The sequence below is a fragment of the Microbacterium sp. UCD-TDU genome, assembly GCF_000340625.1.
Taxonomy (GTDB): domain Bacteria; phylum Actinomycetota; class Actinomycetes; order Actinomycetales; family Microbacteriaceae; genus Microbacterium; species Microbacterium maritypicum.
Map to the genome: position 1 here is coordinate 749,270 of NZ_KB454447.1, position 23,202 is coordinate 772,471.

At 67.8% G+C, this 23,202-nt stretch carries 29 protein-coding genes; 2 read left to right on the forward strand and 27 right to left on the reverse strand.

The genetic code is table 11. The features are described from left to right. Positions 1 to 47 precede the first annotated feature (47 nt). Positions 48 to 269, forward strand: a complete 222-nt coding sequence (locus tag D514_RS33905) for a hypothetical protein (RefSeq protein WP_144053056.1) — start codon at positions 48 to 50, stop codon at positions 267 to 269. 74 nt (positions 270 to 343) lie between these two features. On the opposite strand, the gene D514_RS33910 is transcribed toward D514_RS33905, so the two are convergent. From D514_RS33910 to D514_RS34025, 25 genes are all read right to left on the reverse strand, one after another. Beyond that, the gene (locus D514_RS33910) at positions 344 to 844 is read right to left on the reverse strand and encodes a holin (protein ID WP_017830841.1); all 501 of its coding nucleotides are present in this window, start codon (positions 842 to 844) and stop codon (positions 344 to 346) included. Then, positions 841 to 1,464, reverse strand: a complete 624-nt coding sequence (locus D514_RS33915; protein ID WP_031206223.1) for a hypothetical protein — start codon at positions 1,462 to 1,464, stop codon at positions 841 to 843. The genes D514_RS33910 and D514_RS33915 overlap by 4 nt, the downstream gene beginning before the upstream one ends. Beyond that, positions 1,457 to 1,717 carry a hypothetical protein gene (locus D514_RS33920; protein ID WP_017830842.1) on the reverse strand — a complete coding sequence of 87 codons (261 nt, stop codon included), beginning with the start codon at positions 1,715 to 1,717 and terminating at the stop codon, positions 1,457 to 1,459. Before D514_RS33920 ends, D514_RS33915 begins: the two co-directional genes overlap by 8 nt. Positions 1,718 to 1,752: 35 nt before the next feature. Next, positions 1,753 to 1,890: a hypothetical protein gene (locus D514_RS39015; RefSeq protein ID WP_017830843.1), complete on the reverse strand. Its 138-nt coding sequence runs from the start codon at positions 1,888 to 1,890 to the stop codon at positions 1,753 to 1,755. Further along, positions 1,890 to 3,626 (reverse strand): peptidoglycan-binding protein, encoded by a 1,737-nt coding sequence (locus D514_RS33925; protein WP_081603929.1) that lies wholly within the window; start codon positions 3,624 to 3,626, stop codon positions 1,890 to 1,892. The genes D514_RS39015 and D514_RS33925 overlap by 1 nt, the downstream gene beginning before the upstream one ends. A 47-nt stretch (positions 3,627 to 3,673) precedes the next feature. Beyond that, complete coding sequence (locus D514_RS33930; RefSeq protein ID WP_017830845.1) at positions 3,674 to 4,360, reverse strand: hypothetical protein; 687 nt, start codon at positions 4,358 to 4,360, stop codon at positions 3,674 to 3,676. Further along, positions 4,360 to 5,235, reverse strand: coding sequence for a hypothetical protein (locus tag D514_RS33935; protein WP_144053057.1), 876 nt, complete (start codon positions 5,233 to 5,235; stop codon positions 4,360 to 4,362). Before D514_RS33935 ends, D514_RS33930 begins: the two co-directional genes overlap by 1 nt. Then, a complete protein-coding gene (locus D514_RS33940; RefSeq protein ID WP_144053058.1) occupies positions 5,232 to 6,347 on the reverse strand; it encodes a hypothetical protein in 1,116 nt (371 codons plus the stop codon). Before D514_RS33940 ends, D514_RS33935 begins: the two co-directional genes overlap by 4 nt. Then, positions 6,340 to 7,044: a hypothetical protein gene (locus tag D514_RS33945; RefSeq protein WP_236610975.1), complete on the reverse strand. Its 705-nt coding sequence runs from the start codon at positions 7,042 to 7,044 to the stop codon at positions 6,340 to 6,342. The genes D514_RS33940 and D514_RS33945 overlap by 8 nt, the downstream gene beginning before the upstream one ends. A gap of 122 nt (positions 7,045 to 7,166) precedes the next feature. Then, the gene (locus D514_RS33950; protein ID WP_017830849.1) at positions 7,167 to 9,998 is read right to left on the reverse strand and encodes a phage tail tape measure protein; all 2,832 of its coding nucleotides are present in this window, start codon (positions 9,996 to 9,998) and stop codon (positions 7,167 to 7,169) included. Between the two features lie 6 nt (positions 9,999 to 10,004). Continuing rightward, positions 10,005 to 10,325, reverse strand: a complete 321-nt coding sequence (locus tag D514_RS33955; protein WP_017830850.1) for a hypothetical protein — start codon at positions 10,323 to 10,325, stop codon at positions 10,005 to 10,007. Continuing rightward, entirely contained in the window at positions 10,325 to 10,738 is a 414-nt protein-coding gene (locus D514_RS33960) for a hypothetical protein (protein WP_017830851.1), read from the reverse strand. The genes D514_RS33955 and D514_RS33960 overlap by 1 nt, the downstream gene beginning before the upstream one ends. 3 nt (positions 10,739 to 10,741) lie before the next feature. Next, positions 10,742 to 11,509: a phage tail tube protein gene (locus D514_RS38175; RefSeq protein WP_031206225.1), complete on the reverse strand. Its 768-nt coding sequence runs from the start codon at positions 11,507 to 11,509 to the stop codon at positions 10,742 to 10,744. Then, the gene (locus tag D514_RS33970) at positions 11,506 to 11,925 is read right to left on the reverse strand and encodes a minor capsid protein (RefSeq protein ID WP_017830852.1); all 420 of its coding nucleotides are present in this window, start codon (positions 11,923 to 11,925) and stop codon (positions 11,506 to 11,508) included. The genes D514_RS38175 and D514_RS33970 overlap by 4 nt, the downstream gene beginning before the upstream one ends. Next, entirely contained in the window at positions 11,922 to 12,242 is a 321-nt protein-coding gene (locus tag D514_RS33975; RefSeq protein WP_017830853.1) for a hypothetical protein, read from the reverse strand. The genes D514_RS33970 and D514_RS33975 overlap by 4 nt, the downstream gene beginning before the upstream one ends. Before the next feature lie 13 nt (positions 12,243 to 12,255). Continuing rightward, positions 12,256 to 12,582 (reverse strand): hypothetical protein, encoded by a 327-nt coding sequence (locus D514_RS33980; RefSeq protein ID WP_017830854.1) that lies wholly within the window; start codon positions 12,580 to 12,582, stop codon positions 12,256 to 12,258. Further along, complete coding sequence (locus D514_RS33985; RefSeq protein WP_017830855.1) at positions 12,579 to 12,944, reverse strand: hypothetical protein; 366 nt, start codon at positions 12,942 to 12,944, stop codon at positions 12,579 to 12,581. The genes D514_RS33980 and D514_RS33985 overlap by 4 nt, the downstream gene beginning before the upstream one ends. Before the next feature lie 15 nt (positions 12,945 to 12,959). Next, on the reverse strand, positions 12,960 to 13,379 hold the full coding sequence (locus D514_RS33990; protein WP_017830856.1) for a hypothetical protein: 420 nt from the start codon (positions 13,377 to 13,379) through the stop codon (positions 12,960 to 12,962). Further along, a complete protein-coding gene (locus tag D514_RS33995) occupies positions 13,379 to 14,296 on the reverse strand; it encodes a hypothetical protein (protein ID WP_017830857.1) in 918 nt (305 codons plus the stop codon). Before D514_RS33995 ends, D514_RS33990 begins: the two co-directional genes overlap by 1 nt. A gap of 10 nt (positions 14,297 to 14,306) precedes the next feature. After that, positions 14,307 to 14,675 carry a DUF2190 family protein gene (locus D514_RS34000; RefSeq protein WP_017830858.1) on the reverse strand — a complete coding sequence of 123 codons (369 nt, stop codon included), beginning with the start codon at positions 14,673 to 14,675 and terminating at the stop codon, positions 14,307 to 14,309. A 1-nt stretch (position 14,676) separates the two neighbouring features. Continuing rightward, positions 14,677 to 15,909: a head maturation protease, ClpP-related gene (locus tag D514_RS38180; RefSeq protein ID WP_017830859.1), complete on the reverse strand. Its 1,233-nt coding sequence runs from the start codon at positions 15,907 to 15,909 to the stop codon at positions 14,677 to 14,679. Continuing rightward, positions 15,906 to 17,414 (reverse strand): hypothetical protein, encoded by a 1,509-nt coding sequence (locus D514_RS34010; RefSeq protein WP_017830860.1) that lies wholly within the window; start codon positions 17,412 to 17,414, stop codon positions 15,906 to 15,908. The genes D514_RS38180 and D514_RS34010 overlap by 4 nt, the downstream gene beginning before the upstream one ends. Before the next feature lie 13 nt (positions 17,415 to 17,427). Further along, the gene (locus D514_RS34015; protein ID WP_017830861.1) at positions 17,428 to 19,101 is read right to left on the reverse strand and encodes a hypothetical protein; all 1,674 of its coding nucleotides are present in this window, start codon (positions 19,099 to 19,101) and stop codon (positions 17,428 to 17,430) included. Further along, positions 19,058 to 19,696 (reverse strand): hypothetical protein, encoded by a 639-nt coding sequence (locus D514_RS34020; protein WP_017830862.1) that lies wholly within the window; start codon positions 19,694 to 19,696, stop codon positions 19,058 to 19,060. Before D514_RS34020 ends, D514_RS34015 begins: the two co-directional genes overlap by 44 nt. Continuing rightward, a complete protein-coding gene (locus D514_RS34025) occupies positions 19,693 to 20,994 on the reverse strand; it encodes a DNA methyltransferase (RefSeq protein ID WP_017830863.1) in 1,302 nt (433 codons plus the stop codon). The genes D514_RS34020 and D514_RS34025 overlap by 4 nt, the downstream gene beginning before the upstream one ends. A 167-nt stretch (positions 20,995 to 21,161) precedes the next feature. Between D514_RS34025 and D514_RS34030 the strand changes: the two genes are divergently transcribed. Continuing rightward, positions 21,162 to 21,857, forward strand: a complete 696-nt coding sequence (locus tag D514_RS34030) for a hypothetical protein (protein ID WP_017830864.1) — start codon at positions 21,162 to 21,164, stop codon at positions 21,855 to 21,857. Between the two features lie 3 nt (positions 21,858 to 21,860). On the opposite strand, the gene D514_RS34035 is transcribed toward D514_RS34030, so the two are convergent. Both D514_RS34035 and D514_RS34040 read right to left on the reverse strand, forming a co-directional pair. Further along, positions 21,861 to 22,175, reverse strand: a complete 315-nt coding sequence (locus D514_RS34035; protein ID WP_017830865.1) for a hypothetical protein — start codon at positions 22,173 to 22,175, stop codon at positions 21,861 to 21,863. Between the two features lie 502 nt (positions 22,176 to 22,677). Next, positions 22,678 to 23,019 carry a hypothetical protein gene (locus D514_RS34040; RefSeq protein ID WP_017830866.1) on the reverse strand — a complete coding sequence of 114 codons (342 nt, stop codon included), beginning with the start codon at positions 23,017 to 23,019 and terminating at the stop codon, positions 22,678 to 22,680. Positions 23,020 to 23,202 lie beyond the last annotated feature (183 nt).

Genomic DNA, 23,202 nt, shown 5'->3' on the forward strand with positions numbered 1-23,202 from the left:
CACTACCGTACGAACAAGAGACCTACTACGTCCCCGACAGGAGCCCCGTGTTCGAAATGCTCATCATCTGGCCGCTCATCATCTTGATCCTGGCGCTCGGTCTGACCGCCCTCGTTCTCTGGATCGGATACCGCCTCGTCGTCTCGGCCGTACGTGCCGGCGTGCTCGAGGCGAACGCAGAACAGGCTCGCCGCGACCAGGGATTGCCGCCCACCCGTTGGAGCATCCTCGCAGCTCGACCTGAGCAGCAGGCTCCGCCAACGCGCTGATTCCCCGCAAACGACGAAAGACCCCTACCCGGCCCGAAGGCTAGGTGGGGGTCTTTTCGTCGTGAGAGGCGATCTCAGGGGAATGTGCGGTCCTGATGTTCGCGAACCTGGGCGCGGAGGTCGGGTGCCGTCTGCGGTTCAGCGGTCCATGTGCTGTCGACGGTCTCGACCATGGCGATGGTCGGAGTCGGGTCGGCTGGCAGCGTTGAGAGGATCAAGCGCAGCAGCGAGGTGAGAGCGGCGATCGCGGCGGCCTGGATGACCGTCGACCATGCCACATCGGTGAGCAGCGTCGCGCCGAGGAATCCGGCGGCGAGAGCCTGGGCGAACGTCTTCACGACTCGCTCGACGGCAGCGAGCCACCACGGCAGGTCGACACCCTCGGCCTCGGGAAGGCCAGCGAGCGACGTGGCGATCGATGCCAGGAAGCCGAGCACCGCAGCGGAGGCCGCGGTGAGCCAGGCGATCTCGGCTATGAGCGCGCCACCGACGTACGGCAGTGCGATCGCCACGGCGGTGTAGATGCCACGGAGCGCGGCCGCCTTCCACCAGGCGCGGTTGGTGAGCTTGGTCATGGTGTCGGTTCTCCTGATTCGGTCGGCGCCGGGCTCGGCGCGGATGTGATGCGGCAGATGGTCGCCTGCTGGGGTGCGAAGGTTCCGTCCGCGGAATCGGCGATCGCGACCCAGACGGTGCTGGCGGTGTACCCATCGGGGCACACCGGTCCTGCGGGACCCTGCGGTCCCATCGGTCCGGGGATGACGGAGTCCTGGCCGTCGCGGCCGTCGTTGCCGTTCGTTCCCGGGCGGCCGGTCGCGCCGATGCAGTTACCGTTCGCCGCGCACCACTCGGCGACGGCCACGGCAACCTGAGCCGGGGTGGCGTTCTGCCCGTCCTGGCCGTCTTGTCCGTCTTCTCCGTCCCGACCATCGCGGGTCGACGGCGGGGACGAAGGGGAGGGCGTGGGCGATGCGACGACGGGCGTCTCGCCGAGCTCGTAGACCTGGTCCCGCAGCGCTTCGATGTCCTGCCCTCGCTGCTCGGACTCGGCGGCGGCCTGCGCTTCGGCGGTCGCCGCGCGCTCACTCTGCTGGAACGCGACGACGCCGAGCACGATGACGCCGATGATCGCGAACGAGTTCAACAGGATGAGCAACAGCGCGACGCCGAAACGGCGCTTCCTCGACTCAGTCATAGATCCCCTCCGGCCAATCCTCGGGAGGCGGCGGATCGCCGCGCTCGATGTGTGCGCGCAGCCGCGACGCGTAGCTCACCGCTCGGAGCTTCTGCTGCTGCGTCTCGCGATGTCTCTTCTCGTTTGCAGCGCGCTCGGCATCCTGTCGGGTGAGCAGCTGGTACCGGCGTGTGAGCAGGACGCCTGCCCACACGCCGGAGGCTGCGATGAGTGCCACCAGAACGGTGACGAGTGGAGCGACCCACCAGTCCATGCGAGTCCCCTCCGTGGTGACCGTGATGCCGCGCGTCAGCCGACGAGCGCATCGATCCAGATCCAGAGCATGACCGCCGTGATCGGGATGAGCACGACGAGGAAGGCGATCGGCACACGGATGGACCACGGCATCCGCCGCTTCTGCCCGTGCCGCACGTTCTGCCCGCGCATCAACTCCCTCCGCCCAGCAGCTGCTTGAGCTTGTCGAACCAGCCCTGCAGGATGGAGCGGTCTACCTGCACCGGCTCCGGCTGTGTGACGGGCGGCGCGGCGATCTCTCGGGCGCGCTTTACGATGCGATCGAGGTCCATGCTCGGCCCCGGGCATGCGGTCGCGTTCACGCCGGCCTCGTTGTGCCCGATGAGGTGCGCGCGGTCGAGGACGAACTCGACGGGGACGCCGTCGAGCGACGTCTGCCGAGACAGCCAGGCCGCGATGCTCGCGATCGCCTCGTGGGAAGCTTCACTGATGCCCCATGCAGGTGCGCCGCTGGTGTTCTGAGTCTCGATCGCCACCGAGCCGCTGTTCGCCGAGCTCGTCGACGAGGGCTTCTTGGCCGGCGCGATTGTCTCGATCACCGACCCGTCGGAACGGACGTACCAGGTGGGCGCGGACCCGCGCTCATTCTTCGTCAGGAAGTACGAGAGCTGGTCGCTTGTCGCGGCGCAGTGGTGCACGATGAGGCGACGGATGACGTCGCCGGCCGCACGGTCCGAAGTGAGCGGCGAGGTATAACCCGCCTTCGAGGCCGGGTAAGTGGCCGTGCGCGTCGCGGGCTTGGGCGCTTCTGGGAGCGGCGTCGACGGGAAGCCCTTCGCGTCGCTCGCCGGCCCCCACACGCCATCTGCGTCGAGGCCGTTCGCGGCCTGCCATGCGATGACCTTCACAGTCGTGTCGGCACCATAGTCACCGTCCGGGTTCACACCGACGAGACGCTGGATATCTGCCGTGGGTCGGCTGGTCGCGTTGCGGCCGATCTTCGGCCCGCTCGGCTGCGCAGGCTTCGTGATGGCCTTGCCCGCGTTCAGCCACGCTTGCAGGGCACGAGTCGTGTCAGGTCCCCAGCGACCGTCGACGGCGACGCCGAGCATCGTCTGCAGCGCGCGCACCGTCGCGGGTCCCGCGGAGCCGTCGACGGTGACGCCGAGCGCGGCCTGCAGGGCCGATACGGTGATCGGTCCCATCTGGGAATCGACACGGACGCCGAGCGCGCGCTGGAGGGCTGCGATGGACGCCGGTCCGAAGTTCCCATCGACGTCGAGCTTCCCGCCGGCGGCAAGCAGCGCGACGTCGATGGCAGTGACGGTGAGCGGTCCCGCGACCCCGTCCGCAGTGAGGCCGTGGGCACCCTGGAACGCCCGCACCCATGCCTGAGTGGAGGGACCGTCCTTGCCGTCGACGTCGAGCGTCGCGCCCAGGCGGTTTGCCTTCTCCTGCACGGCGCGCACGTGCGCTTCGCCATAGCGCGCGCGTGCGGGCCACTCGCCGGATGCTGCGGCGCTGATGCGCGCACGCAAGAACGGCACCGGGTCGACCTGGGCGCCCCCACCGGGCGCGATCTCGAGATGCAGATGGACGCCGCTCACGTTGCCGGTCTTACCCATGACGCCGAGGTTCTGCCCCGCGACAACAGCCTGCCCGACACGCACCGACCAAGACGACAGGTGCAGGTAGCGCGCGATGAACCCGCTGTGCTGAACCCAGACCTGCAACCCACCTCCGGCCCATCCAGAAGGGGTGCCGACTGCGACGACTGTGCCGTCGGCGATCGCACGGATTCCGCTCCACCCAGTGAAGTCCGTCCCGCGATGGAAGGTGGATGCACCGGCGACAGGTGCCTTTCGCGGCCCGTAGCCCGAAGAGATGTGGGGTTGGGTGCGGGAGCCGTTCGGCCACAGACAGTTCATGGTTGTCCTCTCGAGAAGAGATCGTTGAGATCGGGCGCTTCGACGGCCTATGCCGCTTCCACCCAGCGGGCGCCCCACTGGGATGTCTGGACTTTTCCAGCAGACGGGTTCGGGACGATCGTCGTTGTCCCGGAAGAGGCGTACGCGAAGAGGGTGAGCTTGTCGTTCGCGTTGAGCTTGACCCTCGCGGATGCCGTTCCGATCGTGACGATGTTGACGAGCATGTGCCCGATGGCCCACATGTCGTCACCGCCGACGCCGGTGTCCTTGTTGACCGCGATGCCGACGATCGTGGCTGGGGCGGGATCAAGCCCACGCAGTGCCCACCCCACCTCGTACCAGCCATCGATGGGGACGATGATGCCGTTGTTGTAGGACATGCCGCCTCGCATCTGCCCGCCTGTCGCGGACCATGCGGCGGTTGCGGAGATGTTGCGGTAGTCGCCGGTCGCGGCGCTGAGAGTCGTCGCGGTGCGGCGCATCAGCGCGGAGGGTGTGCGACCGCCGATGACCTTCCAGTCCCCCGCATCTCGGAGCCAGATCAGGCCCGTATCCGTCTCCCGGAACACGATCCCGTCACGGAGCTCGCCCGGTGGAATGAGGCCGCGTGCCGAGGCGGTGCCGATGCGGGTGACATACGCGTCCCAGATGTCGTCCGCGAGCGCTTGCGAGTCCTGGGGGAAGGCGTACACGTCATCGAAGATGCGCTTCCCGTTGATCTTGGTGCTGCCCATCATGACCTCCAACTGATGCGAAGTGCTCCCGACATCGCGTCCTGCGCGCGGGATGAGAACTTGTTGAACCCGCCGTGGCTGAGGCCGACGCCGAGGCGGCCGCCGCCCGCCTTCAGCGCGGCGAACCATGCGGCGGCGTTCGGCGGCGTCTGCCATCCGCTGTCCGGATTCCAGGCGGCGACGTTGTTGAACGACAGCTGCCCGCTCTTGCTCGCGAGCCCGTGGAGACCGAAGTTCGGCGACCCGCCGAACCGCGACTGCCAGGAGACGTAGAACTCGAGCGACGCGAGGGTCGCGCCGGCCGGGATCGTGTCGGCGATCTGAGTGCCGTAAAACCAGCCGCCGAACGTCGAGTTCGACGCCCAGGGCTGGGCCTGCCAGTAGTTCGACGAGCCGACGTTGTGTGATCCAGTGTCGAGGATCTGGAACGTCGCCGACCGGAGGTTGCCGCCTCCGGGGTTGGGGACCGGATCGGGTGGCTTCGGCTGGACGGACAGTGCGCCGATGCAGAACGGTTGCTCGGACCAGGAGAGGCCGACGATCTGCCCCGACGTGGGGGCCGCTCCGACGAACGGCATCGAGAACGTGCCGGCCATCGTCTGCACAGTGACGAGCACGGCGCTGGTCGTCATCACCGTGCCCGTGCCGGGAAGCGCCTTCGCTGGGAGCAGGACGTGTCGGTCGTTGACCGTCAGCACTTGCACGGTCTCCCCAAGGGTTGGGACGTACCCGGTGCCCCAGTCGCACGCGAACCGGGAGTCACCCATGTCCACGAGCGCGATGCCCGAACTGACGCCAGCGAACACGCCACGGCGGAGCAGCACCCGCGGCGTATCGCCGAACCGTCCTGCCATAGCGTCTGCTTCGTCAGTCACGCTTTCACCTCCACCGTGGTCACGGTCTGCGCGCCGCTGTGCTCGATGCCGCGAACCCGCACCGTGGATTCCTCGCCGCCACGTGTCGGGTCGGCGAAGACGTACACGTCCCCGAGCTCCCGAAGCGGGTTGAACGGCTCGACGAGGCGCCGGGTCACGGAACGAATCCGGGACACCTGCGGCAGGAGCTCCTCGGCGTACGCCTGGCACTGCTGCTGAGTCGTGAGCATGTCCGACTGGTAGAAGTACGTGTTCCCGCCGAACGGCGAGCGGGAGCCGTCACGGTTGCGGACCCGCAGGTATCCGTCCCTGATCTCGACCACCGCGCGGAGCACCGGCCCGGACGGGTCAGGGTTCTTGCCCTCGACGACCACACGGTTGTAGACGTTCTCGGACCGCATCTCGAGAGGCGCGGACATGACGCGGCTGATGCGTCCGACCGGGGCTGGCCAGGTCTTCGGCATCGCCGTCAGCGCACCGTTCGGGGTTAGCGCCGGCCACGCATTCGAGGGGCCGAACACCTTGTCGAGCGCGTCGAGCCGGTCCTCGTCGTAGGTGATCGCAGTCGGCAGAGTGCGGTCGGGGATCGATCGGAACACGGGCAGTCCGGTCAGCCGCTGTGCCTCGTCCCACATCGATGCAGACTTCGGCGACGCAGGGAACGCGAACCGATCTCGTGAGATGCGAAGGAAGTAGTCGGCGAGGTCAAGCTGAACCGTCGACTCGACCACCACCGGGCGACCACCGTGAGGATGCTGGATCGCATACTCGACCGCCGATGGGACGGAGTCCAACACGAACCGGCCCATCGAGACGCGTTCCCGGAAGTCGCCCGCCGAGATGATGACGTCGACCTGCAACTCGGCGCCGAACGGTGAGAACAGGTCACCGATCTGTCGTGGAACGATCGACTGCTCGAAGATGTCATCCCAGAGGATCGTGCATGAGCCCTTCCCCTGGATCTGACTGCCGGCATCCCAGGAGAATCGGGGCGCATCAAGAAGCAGGTTCTGAGCGAGCGGGATGTCGTCGTAGTTCAGATCGGCGACCCAGTCAACGGAGTAGTCGAGATCGTCCAGGACCTCCCGCATTGCTTGGGAGACATCACGCATCTGCCGCTCCGATCAACGACGTATCCCGCTTGATATCGGAGTGCGTCGCATAGCGTGCCTTCACCTGCGTGTGCGTGGCAAAGAACACCTTCATGTCCGAATGTGTGAGTGCGATTCCGGAGACGCTGACCGCAGGAGGACGCACCTCTGTCACCGAGGTGCGGAACTGCACCCGGTCGGACCACCAGGAGCTATCGAGCTCCTCGAGCTCCCGCACCCGACAGAAGAAGATCCTCGGAAGCCGCTGACCAGGAGGGGTACGAACCAGCCAGATCGGCAACTGCCGATCATCGCCGTACGTTCCGAGGGTCCGTTGCAGCATGTCCGCGTCCGCTGTCGACTCGACTCGGATCAGCAGCGGAACATCCTTTAGCCCCTGACGCGGCCCCAGCCCGACGAACCCGGGTAGTCCCTCGCCCTGTGGATAGACCAGGCTTCCGGGTGTCTCGCGCGTCAACGTTGCCGCCATCCCAGCCAGCCGCTTCACCTCGACTGCGAGTTGAGGGTCGAGTGGCTGCTGAATGACGACCCGGTCGCAATTGACGACGACAGAGCCGATCGGCCACGAGCCGACCACGTCGCCCGTCGAGTTGCGACCGATGATCGTGTATGCGTTGGCGACCCCGAACCCGGGTTCTGGGTCCACCAGGATGATGGGCGACGTGACTGGAAGTCGCTTCCCGCCCCGCACCTCCATCGTGCGCCCCTCGCAGAGGCGGACGACCGTGACGGTCGCCGCCCCTGCGGGGAACTCCGAGATCGGTACGTCGATCAGAACCCGAGGAACGGGCGCCATGTCCGTGAAGGGTGTGAGAGAGCTCACGAGTCCCGCCTCCTCCGCCCGCGAATGTCGCTCGCGACTTGACGCCCCCGCTCGGCCGCAACGGCTCCGGCCTGTGCTGTGACGTACCCGTTGAATTCCTGCTCACCGACGACGAGCACGACGCGCTGACCATCGGCCAGTGGCGTTGTGCGCGACGTGCTCGGCCCGATGACGTCGCCCGACCCCATCAGCGGAGGTGACCCCGGCATCCGCCGGAATCCCTCCATGAGCAGGGACCAGGACCTCGCAGATCCGTCCAGCGGCGCATAGAGCTCGTCGACGTCCGAGCGGTCACCGACCACCCGGTACGTGTTGGGCGGCACCATCTGCGCCAACGACGCCATCGGCGTCGTCCCAGGGATACCACCGCTGGCCATGAACTCGACGATCGCGCCGTTCGCGTAACGCCCGGCGGGATCTTCGATGTTGAGACCGGCGTAGAGCATGAGCCTCTTGCCGTTGTTGAGCGTGATGAACCGATCGAGACTCCCCTGGGCCGGCGCGGTGTCCGCGTAGACGACGACAGACCCGTCAGCCAGGGTGATCACTCGCTGGTTGAGCTCGTCGACCTTTGCTTTCTCCTGCGGTGCGTTCGACGAGAAGTACGTCGATGCCTCATCGGGCGTTTGCAGCACAGTGTCGATGAGCGCTTGCGCCTGCTCCTGGGTCAGCCCCATTGCAGTGAGCTGGTCCATCAGAGCCGCGCGGGTACCTTCGTACCGAGCCTGCAGGTTGTCCTGCGACTCCCCCGCCGCGATCGCCGCTTCGTACTCGGACCATAGCGAACTGGCCGACGCATCGAGCTGCTCGAGCAGCGCCTGTCCGGAGGACGTCGCTGAGAGGTTCGAAGTGTCGAGCTCGTCCATCGAGAAGCGTGTGCCGTCGACGGCGAGGCCGACCTTCGACACGGCGTCGGCGGTGCGCAGTGCTGCGTCGTTGACGTAGCCGAGCGCGATCTGCCCGTCGGCGAATCCGTTGAACTCGGAGCGCATGCCCTCGAGGGTCTTCACGGCGTCGTCCGTCGTGGAGTCGAAGTCGCGCATGCTGGCGGCGAGGTCGTCAAGTTCCTTCGGCCGCCCCTCGGCACCGTTGAAGAAGTCGACGATGCCAGCGATCCCCTCGACCGCCTCAGCGAGTGGCCCGGAGACAAACGACCCGAACGCCTCCGTCGATGAGATGCCGAAGTCGATCGCCCCGTTGATCAGGTCGGAGAAGAACTGCAGCACGGGGCCCCGGTTCTGGGATACCCAGTCAGCGAAGTCGCCGAGTGGCTCCGAGAATGCACCCGCGAGGGCACCCTTGATGCCGTCCGCTGCGACCTCGATGTTGCGCTGAGCCTGCTCGATCTTCGTTGCATCGTTCCCTGCCAGGGTGTCGAACATCTTCTGCGCAGATCCGGTGACGCCGTTGAGTTGATCGACAGCGGTCGACAGATCCATCGCGAAGAGTGCGGATCCGAGGTCCTCCGCTTGCGTGCCGAAGAGGGCCACGGCGGCCGCGTTCCGCACCACCGGGTCTTCGGTCTCGCGCAGCTTCTGCAGGACCTCCTGCAGGCCGTCGCGGGCCTCCTGACCGCCACGGGCGATCTTCGCTGTCATCACCTCGGCGTCGAAGCCGAGGGCCTTGAATCCCTCGGCGGACGCCTCTGAGGCATCGGTCGCTCGGATCTGAAATTCCTTGAGTGCGTCGGCGGCGAGATCGCTGTTACGCGCGCCGGCCGCCAGTCCCTGGTTGATCAGCCCGAGGGCTTCGGGACCGGACAGCCCGAGACGGGCGAACAGGGCGGGGTACTCGGTGAAGGTGTCGAGCAAGTCCTCTGCCCGGTTGACACCGTTGCGGGCGCCGGTCGCGAGGATGTCGAACGCTTCCTTCGAGGACTTCGCTACGCCGGAGCTGAGCATCGACGCCGTCGCGGCGGCGACCGGCTGCACCTCTTCGCCGAGCACGTCGGCGATGCCGGACAGTCCCTGGATGACGAGCTGTGCGTCCCGCGTCGTCGCAGCCGGGTCGATGATTCGGAACTGCAGAGCGAGCCGCGTGGTGTCCATGTTCGACTCGATCGACTCGCCGAACACGTTCGCATACGCCTCGCCGGCCGCACGCCCCAAGCGGAGCGCATCGGTCTCGGAGATGCCGGTCAGTGCCTCGAGCCGGTCGAACTGGACCTCGACGTTCAGGCCGTCTTCGATCCCGGAGGTGATCGCCTTGCCGATCGCCACACCCGCGAGCACGATGCCGCCGGCGACAGGGATGGCCGAGAGCGCCTTGATGAGCGTCTCCTCGACACCATCGCCGACCGCGGAGCCGACCTTCTCACCAGCACCGCGAGTGGCGGCATCCAGCGACCCCACGAATCCCTTGCCTGCGGTGTCGCCCGCGCCCTTCGCCTTGTCCGGGAGCTGCTTCAGCTCGGCCTCGGCACTCGAGGTGTCGGCGTCCACCTCCATGGTGGCTCGGGCGGCCTTCAGCCCGTCGAGATTGCGCGAGACCTTCGAGAGGGAGGCCTCGGCTCGGGAGATGTCCGCCTTGACGTCCATCGTCGTCTCGACCGAGTGGAGATAGTCGAGACGCTTCTGGACGCGGTCGAGTGACTTCTCGCCGCGCTCGATGTTCGCGTCGACGGTTGCGATCGTGTCCTTCGAAACGATGCGCTTAGCGGCCTCCTCGACGCGGTCCATGCCGTCGAGTGCGCCCTTCGCGTCGGCGTCGACCTTGATCGGCTTCTTCTCGATCCGCTCACCGGTGTCCTTGATCGTCTTCTCAGCCTTCGCGATCTGCGAGAGGTCGGCGGTGAAGAGCGATTCGATCTCGGCGGCGCGAAGAGCCATGCGGATTCACCTCCGGGTGAGCGCCCTCCGAAGCCGGGACTCCGGCATCTCGAGTAGGGCGAAGATCATCGTTCGCACGCCCATCCACGGGCGGGCGCGGACGGTGCGGTCGTACAGGTCGACTTGGAAGTACTGCGCCAGGTCGGCGATGACGAGCCGCCAATGCGTCACGATCGCGAGCCAGGACCGGTCGATGTCGGGGACCGAAGTGTTGACGGGCGCGGTGGGCTCCGGGCGCACCTCAGCGGGCGGCATCCGGTAGTCGGGGTAGATGCCGTCGGCGTCAGGCTCGCCGACGCCGTACTCCGCCCAGTCCTCGACCGTCATCAGTCTTTTGGGCTCGCCTCACCGCCGTCGTCGGGGAACAGGTTGTCGGTCACGCGCGGCGTGAACAGCAGACGGGCGAGCGTGTCGGCGTACTCCTCACCCCGCGCCCAGTAGAAGACGGCGTAGTAGCCGAAGCGGTCGATCGTGACCGGCGACAGGCCTGCCTGTTTCATCTCCTGGTACGTCTCGCCGAGAGCTGGGTGATCGTCCGGGCCGATGGTGTCGAGCACCGCCTGGACTTCGTCGGGGATCTCTCCCTTGACGATGCCGAGGTTGACCTCGCCGCGGACAGCGCAAGCGAGAACCTTCGCAGCGTCGTCCACGCTGGGCGGCCGGACCCGGAAGGTCTGACCGCCCAGCGGGATGACGAGGTCAGGCTCCGCCCACGACTCGAAGTCGGAAGCGGATGCCATGGGTCACTCCCCTCGCGTGTAGGTGAATGCCGTCGCGGCGCCGGCCGGGGTGGTGACGACGACGGGCACGGGCCCGGCGGTGTCCTCCGGGAGGGTGGCGACGATCGTCGCGCCGTTCAGCGCGAGGAAGTCGACGGCGGGGAGGCCATCGAAGGTGACCGAGGTTGCCTCGACGAGGCCGGTGCCCGTGATGGTCACGAGCTCGTTGGACAGGGCACCGGCGGGCGTGATGCCGCTGATGGTCGGCGCGCTCTCCACGTCCCAGCCCACGAACGGGTTCGGGATCTTCCAGTACTCGCCCTTGCCGGTGAGGGTGATGGCGAGCTGCTCGATCTCACCCGCCGGTCCGGTGTTCTGGCGCTGCGCGGAGACCGTGAAGAACCCCTGGCCTGCGTCGGTCGGGTTCGGGGCACCGAGCGCGGGCTTGTGATACCAGCGCGCTTCAATGACGGCGAGCTCGCCCGTGGACTCGGGGCCGGTGCGCGCGAGGATCGCCTCGACCTCCGGCAGATAGAGACCGGTCGAGAGGATGCGGTTCACCTGCGCGACGAAGGCGAGGTTGATGCTCCACCCGGTGATGTCGCTGTTCGGCGCACCGCGGTCGTCGTAGGTCTGGGCGTCCTGGCTCGTCGGCGTCGGCGTGGGCTGGAACCCGCTGATGCGGCGGAACGGCTGCCAGAACGGCGCCAGCGTCGTGGCGAGGTTCAGGTCGAGGCCGTACTCGAAGGACTTTCCGAGTGTCGCGCCGGCGGGAAGGGGGACCTTGTTCATGGTGATGCCTCCTGATTGTCGAGGATGAGGGTGTAGTTGTCCGTCCGCTGTTGGCGGTCGGTGTCGTCTGCCGTGGAAGGCGACATGGATTCGCGGCGGATACCGCTGATGCCTCCCACTCGGGAGACCCCTTGGAGGCGGAGGAAAGCAAGGTCCGCCATGTTGTCGGCGTCGTCGACGCGTCCGGGGCGGCCCCGGAAGCGGAGCTGCATACGGCGAGACGAGAGCACCTTCACGGGATCGTCAGTGCCGGAGTAGACGCGGGCGCCGATCGCTCGGTCGGGGGTGGCGTCGATGGCGCCGTAGAAGATCGCGGTCTCGTCGTCCTGGTAGTCGGGGCCGAGCGGTCGCCATTCCCACCCAGGCAGGTCGGCGAGCAGCGAGCAGACGAGACGAGTGAGGGTGGAGTCGTTCACGCGCCGAGCCCCTTCCGCAGTTCTTCCGCCGCGATCTGCTCCATGTCGACTTCGTCGGATGCCGTTTCGAGGAATTTCGGCTCGCCACCCTGCGGGTGCTTGTTGTCGAGGTCCTCGTGCTGGAGCCGGGAGACTAGCGAGGTGAACCCCACCTGAACCGTGAGGTCGTCAGTGGCGACGAAACCGGACTCGTCGGACTCTCCGGTGAGGGTCGGGCTTCTCTCCTTCGCTGTCGCCAGGACCTGTCGGCCTGCGCGCCGCATCGCGGTCTGCGCGGCCTTCTCGTAGATCGACAGGAGCGGCTTCTCCATCTTCACGACAGGCCTCCGATCAGGTCAGGTAGAGCACGAGGTGCGATGGCAGCGGCGGGTCGTTCTCGTCGCGACCGACGCGCACGACCTTCGCCTGTCGCTCGGCGCTACCGCCGGGCCAGACGGTCACTTTCGAGCCGAGAGTCACATTCGCGTCGAGTGGCACGGTGACGCGCGTGTTCGAAACCACTTCGCGCCCGTCGGGGCCGATGACGAGCGAGCGCTCGTCGATGACCTCGGCGTCGACATTCCGCTTCGACCCGAAGGTCTGGCCCATGCCTCCGGAGCCGGTGAGGTCTTGGACCTCGACGACGTGAGGGAAGAAGAACCAGCTCGGCCAGCTCACGAGTAGTCCTCCGTGGGCCAGAGGCCCTGGAGCGGGCGGCTCTTCGGGAAGCGCCCCGCCGGTAGCGTGGCGCTGGTTGCGAGGCCACAGATCGCCTGCAGAGAGAGGCGCGCGTCGGCGTCGAACGCTGCATCGATCGCGGCGAACGACATCGAGGTGCCGTTGCGGCTGAGGGCCCTGGTCCGCCGGGATCCCGCGGCGGGGAGCTCGGCAATCACACCCTTGAGAATCGCGATCGCGTTCTTCCCCGCCTCGGTCGCCGGGTCGAGCGTGGCGAGGCAGGGGGCGATGATGCCGGCGCGCACCAGCACCCGACGGCCGAGGTCCTCGTCCGTCGTGATATCGGAATGCGTGATGGGCATCACCGCCCCCTTTCGTCAGGACTGCTGCTTCGCGGCAGCGGTCTTCGCGGCCGACGCCTTCGCGGCGTCTACCTTCTTGGCCTCGGCCTGTGCGGCCTCGAAGGCCGACGTGTCGGCCTCGAGCTGCTTCGCCGCGGCGGTGACCTCGCGCGCCTTCTCCTCGACGGCCTTGCGGGCCTGGGCGAGCTCGGCGTCCTTCGCGTCCACCGCGGTCTTCACCGCGGCGTCGACGTCGGCCTGCGAGAACGCAGCCTCCACGGGCTCCTCCTCCACGACCTCGGGAGCGTTATCGATCAGACCCTGAGCACGTGCGTGCTCGAGGCCTTCCTCGGTGATCGCTTCGGAGTCGAAGACAGCGCCCTGGTAGAGGTACTGTTCGCGACCGTCACGAGTGGGCAGGACGGCGACTGCGGCCGTCACGATGAGCGCACTCATCACAGCCCCGTGTTCGTGAGCGCGACGCCGGCCAGGGGCTCGGTGACGACGGGGACGGTGACGCGACGAGCGCGGAGGGTGTAGCCCTCAGGCTTCTCCTCGCGAATCGTCTTCGCCTCGACGCCGAACGCCTCGGTGCGGACGTAGCCCGGGCCGCCGAGATCCTCGTCGGCCATGCCGCCGAGCTGCTCACGGTCGACCAGGAGCGGGTTCGCACCCTGGAAGTGCGGCGTGGTCGCCCACGTCAGGCCGAGCGCGTTGACCGGCAGGTTGCCGGCGACGGCCGTCTCCCCCGATTCGCGCGGCAGCGCCTTGTCGTCGATCAGCATGCCGATGACCTTGGCGTACTGCGCGGGGCGCAGGACGACGGTCTCGAGGTCGATGCCGAATCCGAGCTCGGCGCGCTCCGCCTGGATGGTGGTGATCGCCTCGACGGCCTTGCCTGCGGTCGTCCACGTCGAATCCGACGCGAAGGTGCTCGTCACGCGCGAGGCGATGACGGCCATCGCGACGCGGTCGACGTGGCGGACGACCGTGTTGACCAGGCGCGTAATGCCGCGGTTGACGTAGGTGATGCCCTGGCGGGCGATCTTCTCGTCGCTGACCACGGAGTCGAGGCCCCACTTCACGGTGCGCGCGGACACGACCTCGCCCGACTCGAGCACCACGGTCGGGTACTCGCCCAGCGGCGAGATCGCCTCGGGGTCTCCGTCGGCGAAGATCGGCTCGCCGGTCTCGTAGAAGAGACCGCCGCCCTGGCCGGAGAACCGGCCCGAGAGCAGGAAGTCCGCGATGAACTTCTGGTCGGCGAGCTCGGCCACGCGGTGCGCGATGAGCGTCGGGTTGGACAGGAGCAGGTGCAGCTCCGCGGTGGTGAGAGTCCCCTCGGGGTGCTTCACCGGGTAGGTGTAGGACACGTCATCTCCCTCAGATGAACAGGACGTCGATGACGTCGTTGTCGGCGGCAGCAGCCTCGAGGGCGATGCCGATGGCGTTGGTGCCGGCGCCGATGGTCGCGACCTTCCCGGCCGCAGCCGAGATCACACGAGCACCGACAGCGATGGCACCGGATGCGGTGAGCCGGTGCACGCCGCCGGAGCGGGCGAACACGGTCACACGGTCGCCGACAGCCGCGTCCTGCGCGGCGACGCCGAGCACCTTGGCGGAGTCGGCCCCCGAGGGGACGATCGCGTTCGCGGTCGACACCTCAACGAGGCGTCCGCCGACGACCGGCGTTGCACCGACGGTCAGCGGCACCTGGGCGCCCGGGTTGAACTTGGGCAGGTAGTCAGCCATCTCAGGCCTCCTTCTTGGGCGTGCCCCAGCCGGCCTTCGCGGCCAGGCGCTGGTTGTCGGTCACGGCTTCCGACTCGGAGTGGCCGATCTCGGCCACGGGGATGGTGCCCTTCGGGAACGAAGCGAGCGCCGCGACGGTGCCTGCCTCGTCCTTGCCGAGCAGTGCGAGGAAGTGCTCGCGCGACGCGGGGGCGATGCGGCCCTCGTTGATCGCGTTCTGCACGATGCCCTCGCGGCGCTGCGTCTCCTGCGTCGCATGAGCGGTGGCACCGAGCGCAGCCTGTCGCTGCAGCTCGGCGAACGCGCCCGCCTCGACGACGACGGAGCCCTCGCCGACGGTGGCGGCGGCCGGGGCTGCCTCGGCAGCGGGAGCGGCCGCCTCGTCGGGTTCTGCGCGCTCGGCGAGAGACTCGTCCAGCGCCGCCAGGAGCTGCTCGTCCGTGAGGGTGGTCTCGGTCACACCGAGCCGCTCGCGGAGGCCAGCCGTCAGATCTTCGTAAGCCACGAGATCGTCCTTTCGGTTGGGGTCACCCGGCTCGGTTGAGCTCGGGAGTTCAGGGAGCGCGGCCTGCGGCGAGCGATCGCCCCGAGGTCGCGCGAACATCGACATGTCGAACCGGGCGCGCGCGACGGGCGCGGCTGCGTCAGTGCCTTCGATCCGATCGGCGAGGCCGGACTCGAGCGCCTCCTCGGCGGTCATGAACCGGTCCTTCGGCATCTCGGCGAGCCAGTACTCGATGCTCTTGCCGGACTTCTCCGCGTAGATCGAGGCGATGTTGCGGTCCAGTCGCTCGAGGTCCTCGGCCGCGGCGCGCATGACTTCCGCGTCGCCGGATGCGTAGCCGATCGCGTTGTGGATGTAGACCTCGGAGTTGCGAGACATCACCATCTCGTCGCAGCCGGCCGCGACGAACGAAGCGGCGGATGCCGCGATGCCCTCGACGACAGCGACCGTGCGAGCCGGGTGCGAGCGCAGCGCGTTCAGGATCGCGAGTCCGTCCCAGACCTCGCCACCCGGCGAGTTGATGAGAAGGCGGATCTCGGTGATGCCGTCGGGAAGCGCGTCGATCGCGGCGTTGAACTCCCCGGCCGAGACACCCCAATCCCCGCCCCACGCGTCGATGACGTCGTAGAGCCGAAGCGTCGCAACGCCGTTCGCGACGACAGGCGTCGGGATCTCGGCTCGTGCGGTGAGCGCAGCGGACGGCGGTCGGTTCGGCTTGAACGGGTTCATGCGGCTTCCTCCTCGGGGGTTACGGGAGCCGGGACCGGCTCGGAATCGGGTGCGGCATCGGGGTCGATATCCGCGCCGGAGCGTCGGACGAGCTCGCGGATCTCCCGACGGGTGAGCACCTTGTCGACTCCGAGGTATGCCTTCTGCAGCGTCTCGGCGGCGTAGCGCGCCTGCTCGGCATCCGTCGCTGTCGCGATCGCGGTCACCAGCTCGTCGGTTCCCGAAGGTGTGACGGCCGGCGACGCATCGTCGGGGATGATCTCGGCGAGCCGTGCGGGCAGCCGCATCAGCTCGCGGACGTGACCTTCGAGCGCTTCGTCGGGAGTGATGACCTTCGCGTCGACGAGAGCGCGGATCGCGTCTGCGGTGACCGGAGTGTCAGCGCCGATCTTCGAAACGACGAGTCGCGGTGCGGGCTCGTCCGGCCCCCAGTTCAGGTCGACGTAGTCCTCGATGACGTGCTGCTGAGTGACATCGACGAACTCCGCCGCGACGGCGTTGAGCGAGTTCGTGAAGATCGACTCGAGCGTGTCGCCGAGAGCGTACGACCCGGTCGAGTCGTCGCCGCCGAGGTTGAGGACGTGAGCGAGTACAGCGCGGGCGATCTGCTCGTCGAAGTACTGCAGCGGGCGGTTCGTGTCGGGGAGCTTGCCGGTGAGGGCGAGCAGCTCGAGCTTCGCGCCGTTCGGGATCGACGCGCCCGAGTCGTCGCCGGCGCGGAAGTCCTGCGCGATCTGGAGGCCAGCGTCCTTCTCTGACTCGACCCAGTCCTTGTGCGCCTCCGGGTCCGCGCCCGTCGGAACGGGCGCGCTGGTGTACACCGGCACGCCGAGGCCATTGCGCTCGATCGACATCGTCTGCACCCGCAGCACGCGGTCCTTCAGCACGCACATCTTGTACGCCGACCGGAGCAGCGACTGGCCGATCCAGTTCGCACCCTCGCGCTCGTTCACGTGCACCACGAGGTGGTTGATCGGGATCTTCACCGCGCCGCGCTGGCCGGACAGGAGCCCGTGCTGCGTGATCGCCTCGAGGCCTCCGTCGGGCGCGACGATGAACTGCGAGATCGTGCGCGGAGGCCGCCAGGCCAGCTTCTTCAGGCGCAGCAGCCCGAAGGCATCCGGCTCGTAGACCTGCTCGAAGATCGAGTGGCCATAGATGAGCGACAGCAGCGCCAACCTCAGGTACTCGCGCCAGGAGAACCGGCCCTTCGTCCGGTGCGGTGGCACGGGGTCGCGGCCCTTGATGGTGAGGCCGAGGTCAGCGGCGATGCGCGTCACGACTTCATCGCGAGCCTCGCCAGGGTCAAGCTGGTAGTGCGCCGAGAGGATCGGGAGCATCACCGCGCGGAGCACCGACACGACCTGCGGTTCCTCCCGCCGCATCTTGTCGTACGCATCGATAGAGAGCGGCCACACCAGCTGTGGGTTCGTCTCGTGCGCCTGGCCGGCGAGTGCGGACCAGGTCGGGAGCGAGGTCGTCTGGTAGCCGATTTCCTTGGCCACTCGGGGCCTCCTTTCAGAACTGCAGAGTGCGGACGCTCTCCCGCGATGAGCGGGTCGTGTCGAGGCCGCGTGCGCGCTGCAGCGTCGTCGCCTTCGGCGGCGGCGGTGGGATGACCTTCGGCGGTGCGGGCTCGAGTACTTCGAGTCCGTAGAGCGCCTCGGTCATTGCGACGAGGCCGGCGATGTCGACGGGCTGCGACTTGTGTCGCGACCAGGCGAGGTTCTCGGCGTACTGGGTGACGACGCCTCCCTCGATCGCGAGATCGATGGGCGGTTGCTCGAGAACGACGAGCCGGCGATCGCGGACGCGATCGCGCATCCTTCCAGTCGCCATGGCGAACTCGCCGCCGTCGAGCGCGTGCACCTGCAGGCCGAGGGCCTTGAGGGGTTCGATGAACTCGACGGCCGCGGTGCCACGGGCCTGGATCACGACTTCCTTGTGCCCGGATGAGTCCGCGAGCTCGGCCATGTAGTCGGGCACCCACAGCATGCCGGCGCGCCGGGCGTGCACGGTGGTGAACGGTCGCCCATCAGCCGTCATGACCGCCGCGGCGATCCAGGTGGTGGAGCGGTCAGGCGTCGAGGTGTCGATCGCCCAGACGGTCCGGGCGCCGCGCGGGATCTTGATGTCGGCAACGCGAGTGTGGAGCGGCCGCCATTCCTTCGGCGAGATGAACGAGTGCACTTTCGAGGTGACCCACTGGCAGAGAACCTCGGTGCGGTAGCTCGCCTCGAGCATGTCGCGCGAGTCCTGAAGGCACATCTCGACGGTGATCTCGCCGTGTCCGATGCTCGGGTTCGCCTGAAGGATGGCGTCGACGTCGTCGAGTGCGCACCCGTCGGGGGCCGACCACTCGAACAGCGCCGACGTCGACGCAGCGATCTCGCCGTTCGCGTAGGCCTCGAGCTCGTCGAGCCCGCGCGCCAGCCACTCCTCGATCTCGACGAGCAGGTTCGCGCGCAGCTTTCGGAGCACGACCGAGCGCACGTCGCCGGCGTTCGAGATCCCCCAGAGCTGAGAGTTGAAGATGGCCTTGGTGGTCTGCGCGACGGAGTCCCACGCGTCGAACGTCTGCTGCTCGCGCATCTCGTCCATCAGCACTCGTGCCGCCGCCTTGCCGCGGCCTCCCTTTCGAGATGCAGCGCGGACCTCGTAGTGGGCGCCGTTGCGGAGGTAGATGCCGGGCTGGCCGTTCTTCCGCTGCACCTTCTGCACCAGGTTCGCGAGGGCCTCCACGTGCCCGTCGTTCTCGACATCGCACCAGCGCCCGGTGAGGTTCCAGACGTCCTGCGCGGTGTCGAGGTTCTGCGCCGTGCCGAGCACCTTGAATCGGAACGGCGGCAGCCGATCCTCGAAGCGGTCCGAGTCGACGAACAGCCACCAGGCGGCGAGCACCGCGGCAAGCAGGCTCTTCCCGTTCTGGCGAGCGACGAGAACGATCACGCGACGGAACCGGAAGGTGCCGTCGACGTTCAGCTCGAGCGCGTGGATGAGTAGCCACTTCTGCCACGGGTACAGGGCGATGCCCAGGAACAGTCGAGCGAACTCGATCACCTCGAAGCCGAGGGAGGTCTCCTCAGTCAGCGGCCGCAGCGGGCGCGTCCACAGCCGCGGCTCTTCCGAGCCGACGAGCCCGGTGAAGTCAGCTGGCCCCGCTTCCGCGACGCCGCTGCTTGAAGTCGCCAAGGTCAACGGGACCCCCCTTCGGCGCATCCGTCTCGGCCGACGCATCCGGCGTCGGGAGGGATGCCTGCAGAGCGGCGCGGGCGGCCGGCGTAGCGCCGAGCTCGCGCAGCCCGTTCCACAGATGCGGCAGCAGGTACAGCGCCTTGGTCGCCTCGAGCGAAGTGCCGTTCGCGACCGCGTGATCGATCTGACGAGCGACCTGCCGGCACGACGCGACGAGCGCCTCGTCGGCGTCCTGCAGGTCGAGCGCGCCGAGCGACTTCTCGAGCGCTTCGGTGATCGCGTTCTTCACGCGGGTCGGTTCGCCGATCAGACGCCGGCGGTCCTCCGCGATCCTCTGCACACGGTCGAACGCGGCAACGTCACCGGAGAGAGCCTTCGGCCAATACACCCGGTGCAGGGTCTCGAGCCGCTCGAGGTCGATGATCCGAGACGCGGTCTGATCGAGCGCGATCGTCGAAGCGTCGATCGCCTTCTGGACGATGCGCTGCGCCGCGGCCGCAGTCTTGACGCCGACCTTCGGGGCGATCTCTTCGTACGTCGCGCCGGCCTTGAACAGGGTGAGCGCGATCTTCCACGCCTCACGCTCGGTCATGCGGTGACCGTGGTGAAGTCGACGGGCGCATCGTCACGAACAGGCACGATGCCGGTGTGCTCCTGGAAGCGGCGGCAGATGACGTCGGCATAGGCAGGGTCGAGCTCGACGAGGAACGCCTTCCGGCCGAGCCGGTGGGCGGCGATCAGCGTGGAGCCGGATCCGCCGAAGCCATCGGCCACCCACGCGCCTGGCGCGCTCGAGTTCACGAGCATGCGCTCGACGAGCTCGACGGGCTTCATGGTCGGGTGCTCAGCGGAGCGCGACGGGCGACGCACGTCGAACACGGTCGACGTGCGGTTGTCGCCGTGCCAGCGCGGACCGCCTCGGCCGAGTCGCCCCTCGCCGCCGGCGGTGAAGCCGTAGGCGATCGGGTCATGGTCACGCTCAACGTCAGCCTCGACCTCGCCGAAGAGGATCGGCTCCGACTGGTAGTGGTAGTCGGCACGCGAGAGCACGAACCGGTCCTTCACCCACATCAGGGTCTGGCGGTAGTGGATGCCGAGGTTCTCCATCGCGGTCTGCAGAGGCACGCGCAGCACATCCGCATGAGCGACGTACACCGGTGCGCCCGGTCGAGCGAGCTGCGCAGCCACCTCGAGGAACGCGATCGACACCGCGACCGCCGCAGCGGGCCCGTCATTCTGGATCGTCATACCCGTCCCGCCGACGTAGTCGACACCGTACGGTGGGTCCGTCCAAACACAATCCCAGAGCACGCCCTCCGGCATCGCCGCGCGCACCGCCTCGAGGTCCCCGGACGAGCCGACGAGCAGCCGGTGAGGGCCGAGCATCCACACGTCACCGACGCGCGAGATCGCGGACTCAGCATCCGGCAGCGCCGGCACATCGTCCGGGTCCGTCAGAGACACCGGCACCGACAACTGCGCGAGCAGCTCGTCGAGATCCGACGCGACGTAGCCCGTGCCGGAGAGATCTCCAGCGGCGCTCATGGCGGCGACGAGGTCGACCTCGTCATACGCGCCGAGATCCGCGAGCCGGTTGTCGGCCAGCACGATGCGGTGAGCCGTCGCGTCGTCGACGTCGACGGTCGTCGCCTGCACCGTCGCCCACCCAAGCGAGCACGCCGCGAGGTAGGTGTGGTTGCCAGCGAGGATCTCGTTCGGACGTCCGGTGTGCGTGCCGACGTTGACGACGATCGGCCTGTACTGCCCGTGCGCCGCGAGCGACTCGGCGATCGCCCGCACGTCGCCACGGCGCGGGTTGCGATGGAACACCTGGAGCGCGGCGACGTCGAACGAGGTGACCTCGAGGCGGGCGACGGTCGAATCGGCCATGCGATGCCTCACTTCCTTGCGCGTGCGCGCGATGGGGGTGCCCAAAACGGCCGGGGAGAGAGGACCACTCCCCCGGGCTGTGGTCCGCCCCCGGCCGGGTTCCTGGATTTTTCGAGGGGTGGGGGCTCGAGCGGCGGCGGGAGTCGACCACCCGGTAGGTTGACGCCATGAAGGAGTCGAAGAAGGATGCGATCGAGTTCGCCGCCGCGCAGACAGTGGCGGCGGTACTCGAGACGTTGCCCTTGGGGTCGCTGTTCAGTCGGGCTCTGCTCGCGCCGATCGAGTTCGCGGAGCAACAGCGCACGTCGAGGGTCTTGGAAGGGTTCGCCACCGATATAGCTGAGCTGCAGAGCAGGAGTCGACTTCCTGACATCGACAGCCTCGCATCATCGGAGCGCTTCATGGCGGTACTGAGCAGCGCGTTCCTTGCCTCGAAGTCGACGGCCGACCCGGACAAGCTGCGACGTCTCCGGAACGCGGTGCTCAACACTCACATCGATAACGTTGAAGAGATCCGCGCGGAGCTGTTCGTGCGTCTGCTGGACAGGTACAGCGAGTTGCATGTGCGGATTTTGGAAGTGGCTGAGCCGCTCCCGGCGTTCGTCTCGAAGGAGAGATCATTCCCCGTCGTGGATGGGAAACAGAGCGGGGTTATGCGCGACCTCTTCGGGATTGTCCAGAGAGCGGTGGGCGATCCCCACGGGTTGTTGATGCCGGCATTCAACGACCTGAGGAACGATGGCTTGCTCGTCCGTACGCAGCCGGTGACGTATGGGCTCAACGACACGGGTGATCCGACGCGCCCGGATACGATCTCGAAGCTTGGGCGGGCGTTTCTGTTCTTCGTCCGCGACCCGGCGTAGGACTCACCACCAGTGCGGCATCTGTTCGCCGAGGTCGAGGGCTGGTGCGCCGGCGCCGCGCTGCTGGTTGCAGAGGGTGTGCGAGTGGCGGAAGTTGTCAGGGTCGGATTGCAGCTCGGGGTGCTCGGAGACGGTGAAGTAGTGGTCGAGGTTGTGGGAGTCGGGGGTGGTGCCTTGGCCTGCGGTGTAGTCGATGGGCTGGTGGCAGAGCCAGCAGTTCGCTTCGGGGTTGCCGGCGGCGTCAAGTCGCTGGCCTTCCTCGAAGAAGGCTTGGCGGAGTTCGTGGTCGAGGCGGGTGTTGGTGCGCTGGCCGCTCACGTAGTCGTGCCTCCTGGTCGAGGTTGGGGGCGCAGTTTGAGCGGTTGGGCAGGTCGGTGGTGCCGTGCGCGCGTATAACCAGGTCCCTTAGTTACTAATCAAAGAGCTGTAGCGATTCGAAAAACTGCGCCCCACTGCGCCCCCGGTGGTGGTTACCCGCGTGATCACGCGGCCAGATGGGGGCGGGGTCGGTGTTTTCAACTGCGCCCCAACTGCGCCCCGGCGTATGAACTGCGCCCCGCGATGTGGCGGGCGGGGCGCAGTTGGGGGGCGCGGTTGCGCGGGGTGTTCGAGGGGCGCCGGCTGGAGTGAGCGGCGCCCCTCAAGGCGGTGCAGGTACTCCTCGCCCGAAGAGTCTGGCGGGCGGTTCCGAAGAGGGAGTCCTTCGCGACCATGGCGGGGCTCGCGTTGACACCGGTCGGGGGCCTCGACCGGGAGGAGCAGGCGCGCGCCACCGACAGCGCTTGGGCGCCGTGGGATGCTCGGACTCCCGGTCGAGGGATCAGAGGACGACGGTGTCGCCGTGGGTGGTGGTGGCTGTGCGGCCGTCGGTCGCGATGACGACGCTCTCGCGTGGGTTGCCGTGGTGCTGGTAGCGGAGGACGTCGCCGACGCGGATGCCGTTGGTGTCGCCGAGCTCGTAGGTGCGCGGAGTGGTCTCGTCGATCCAGTCGACGGCCGCGCGGGCTTCGTCGGCGAGCGTGTCGGCGTCGGTGAACGTCTGGCCGTCGAGGATGTCGGCGAGCTGCAGGAGCCCGGCGCGGTCGCGTTGGTCGCGGAGGTGGGCGATGTTGCGGCGGTTGACGGCGGTGGGGCCGTGTCCGGGCTCGCGGATAGAGTCCACGTAGCCCTCCAATCGATTCGCGTCGAATGAGGGGTTAGGTCCCGGCGCGTGTTGGTAGCGCGCGTCGGGGCCGGCTAGGTCCAGTGACGTCGAAGGCCCCGCGAGCGATCTGCTCCGGGGCCTTCAACGGTTAGTGATCGGTGTGGCGTCCTGCGTCCGACACCTGTACAACCATCAATGTAG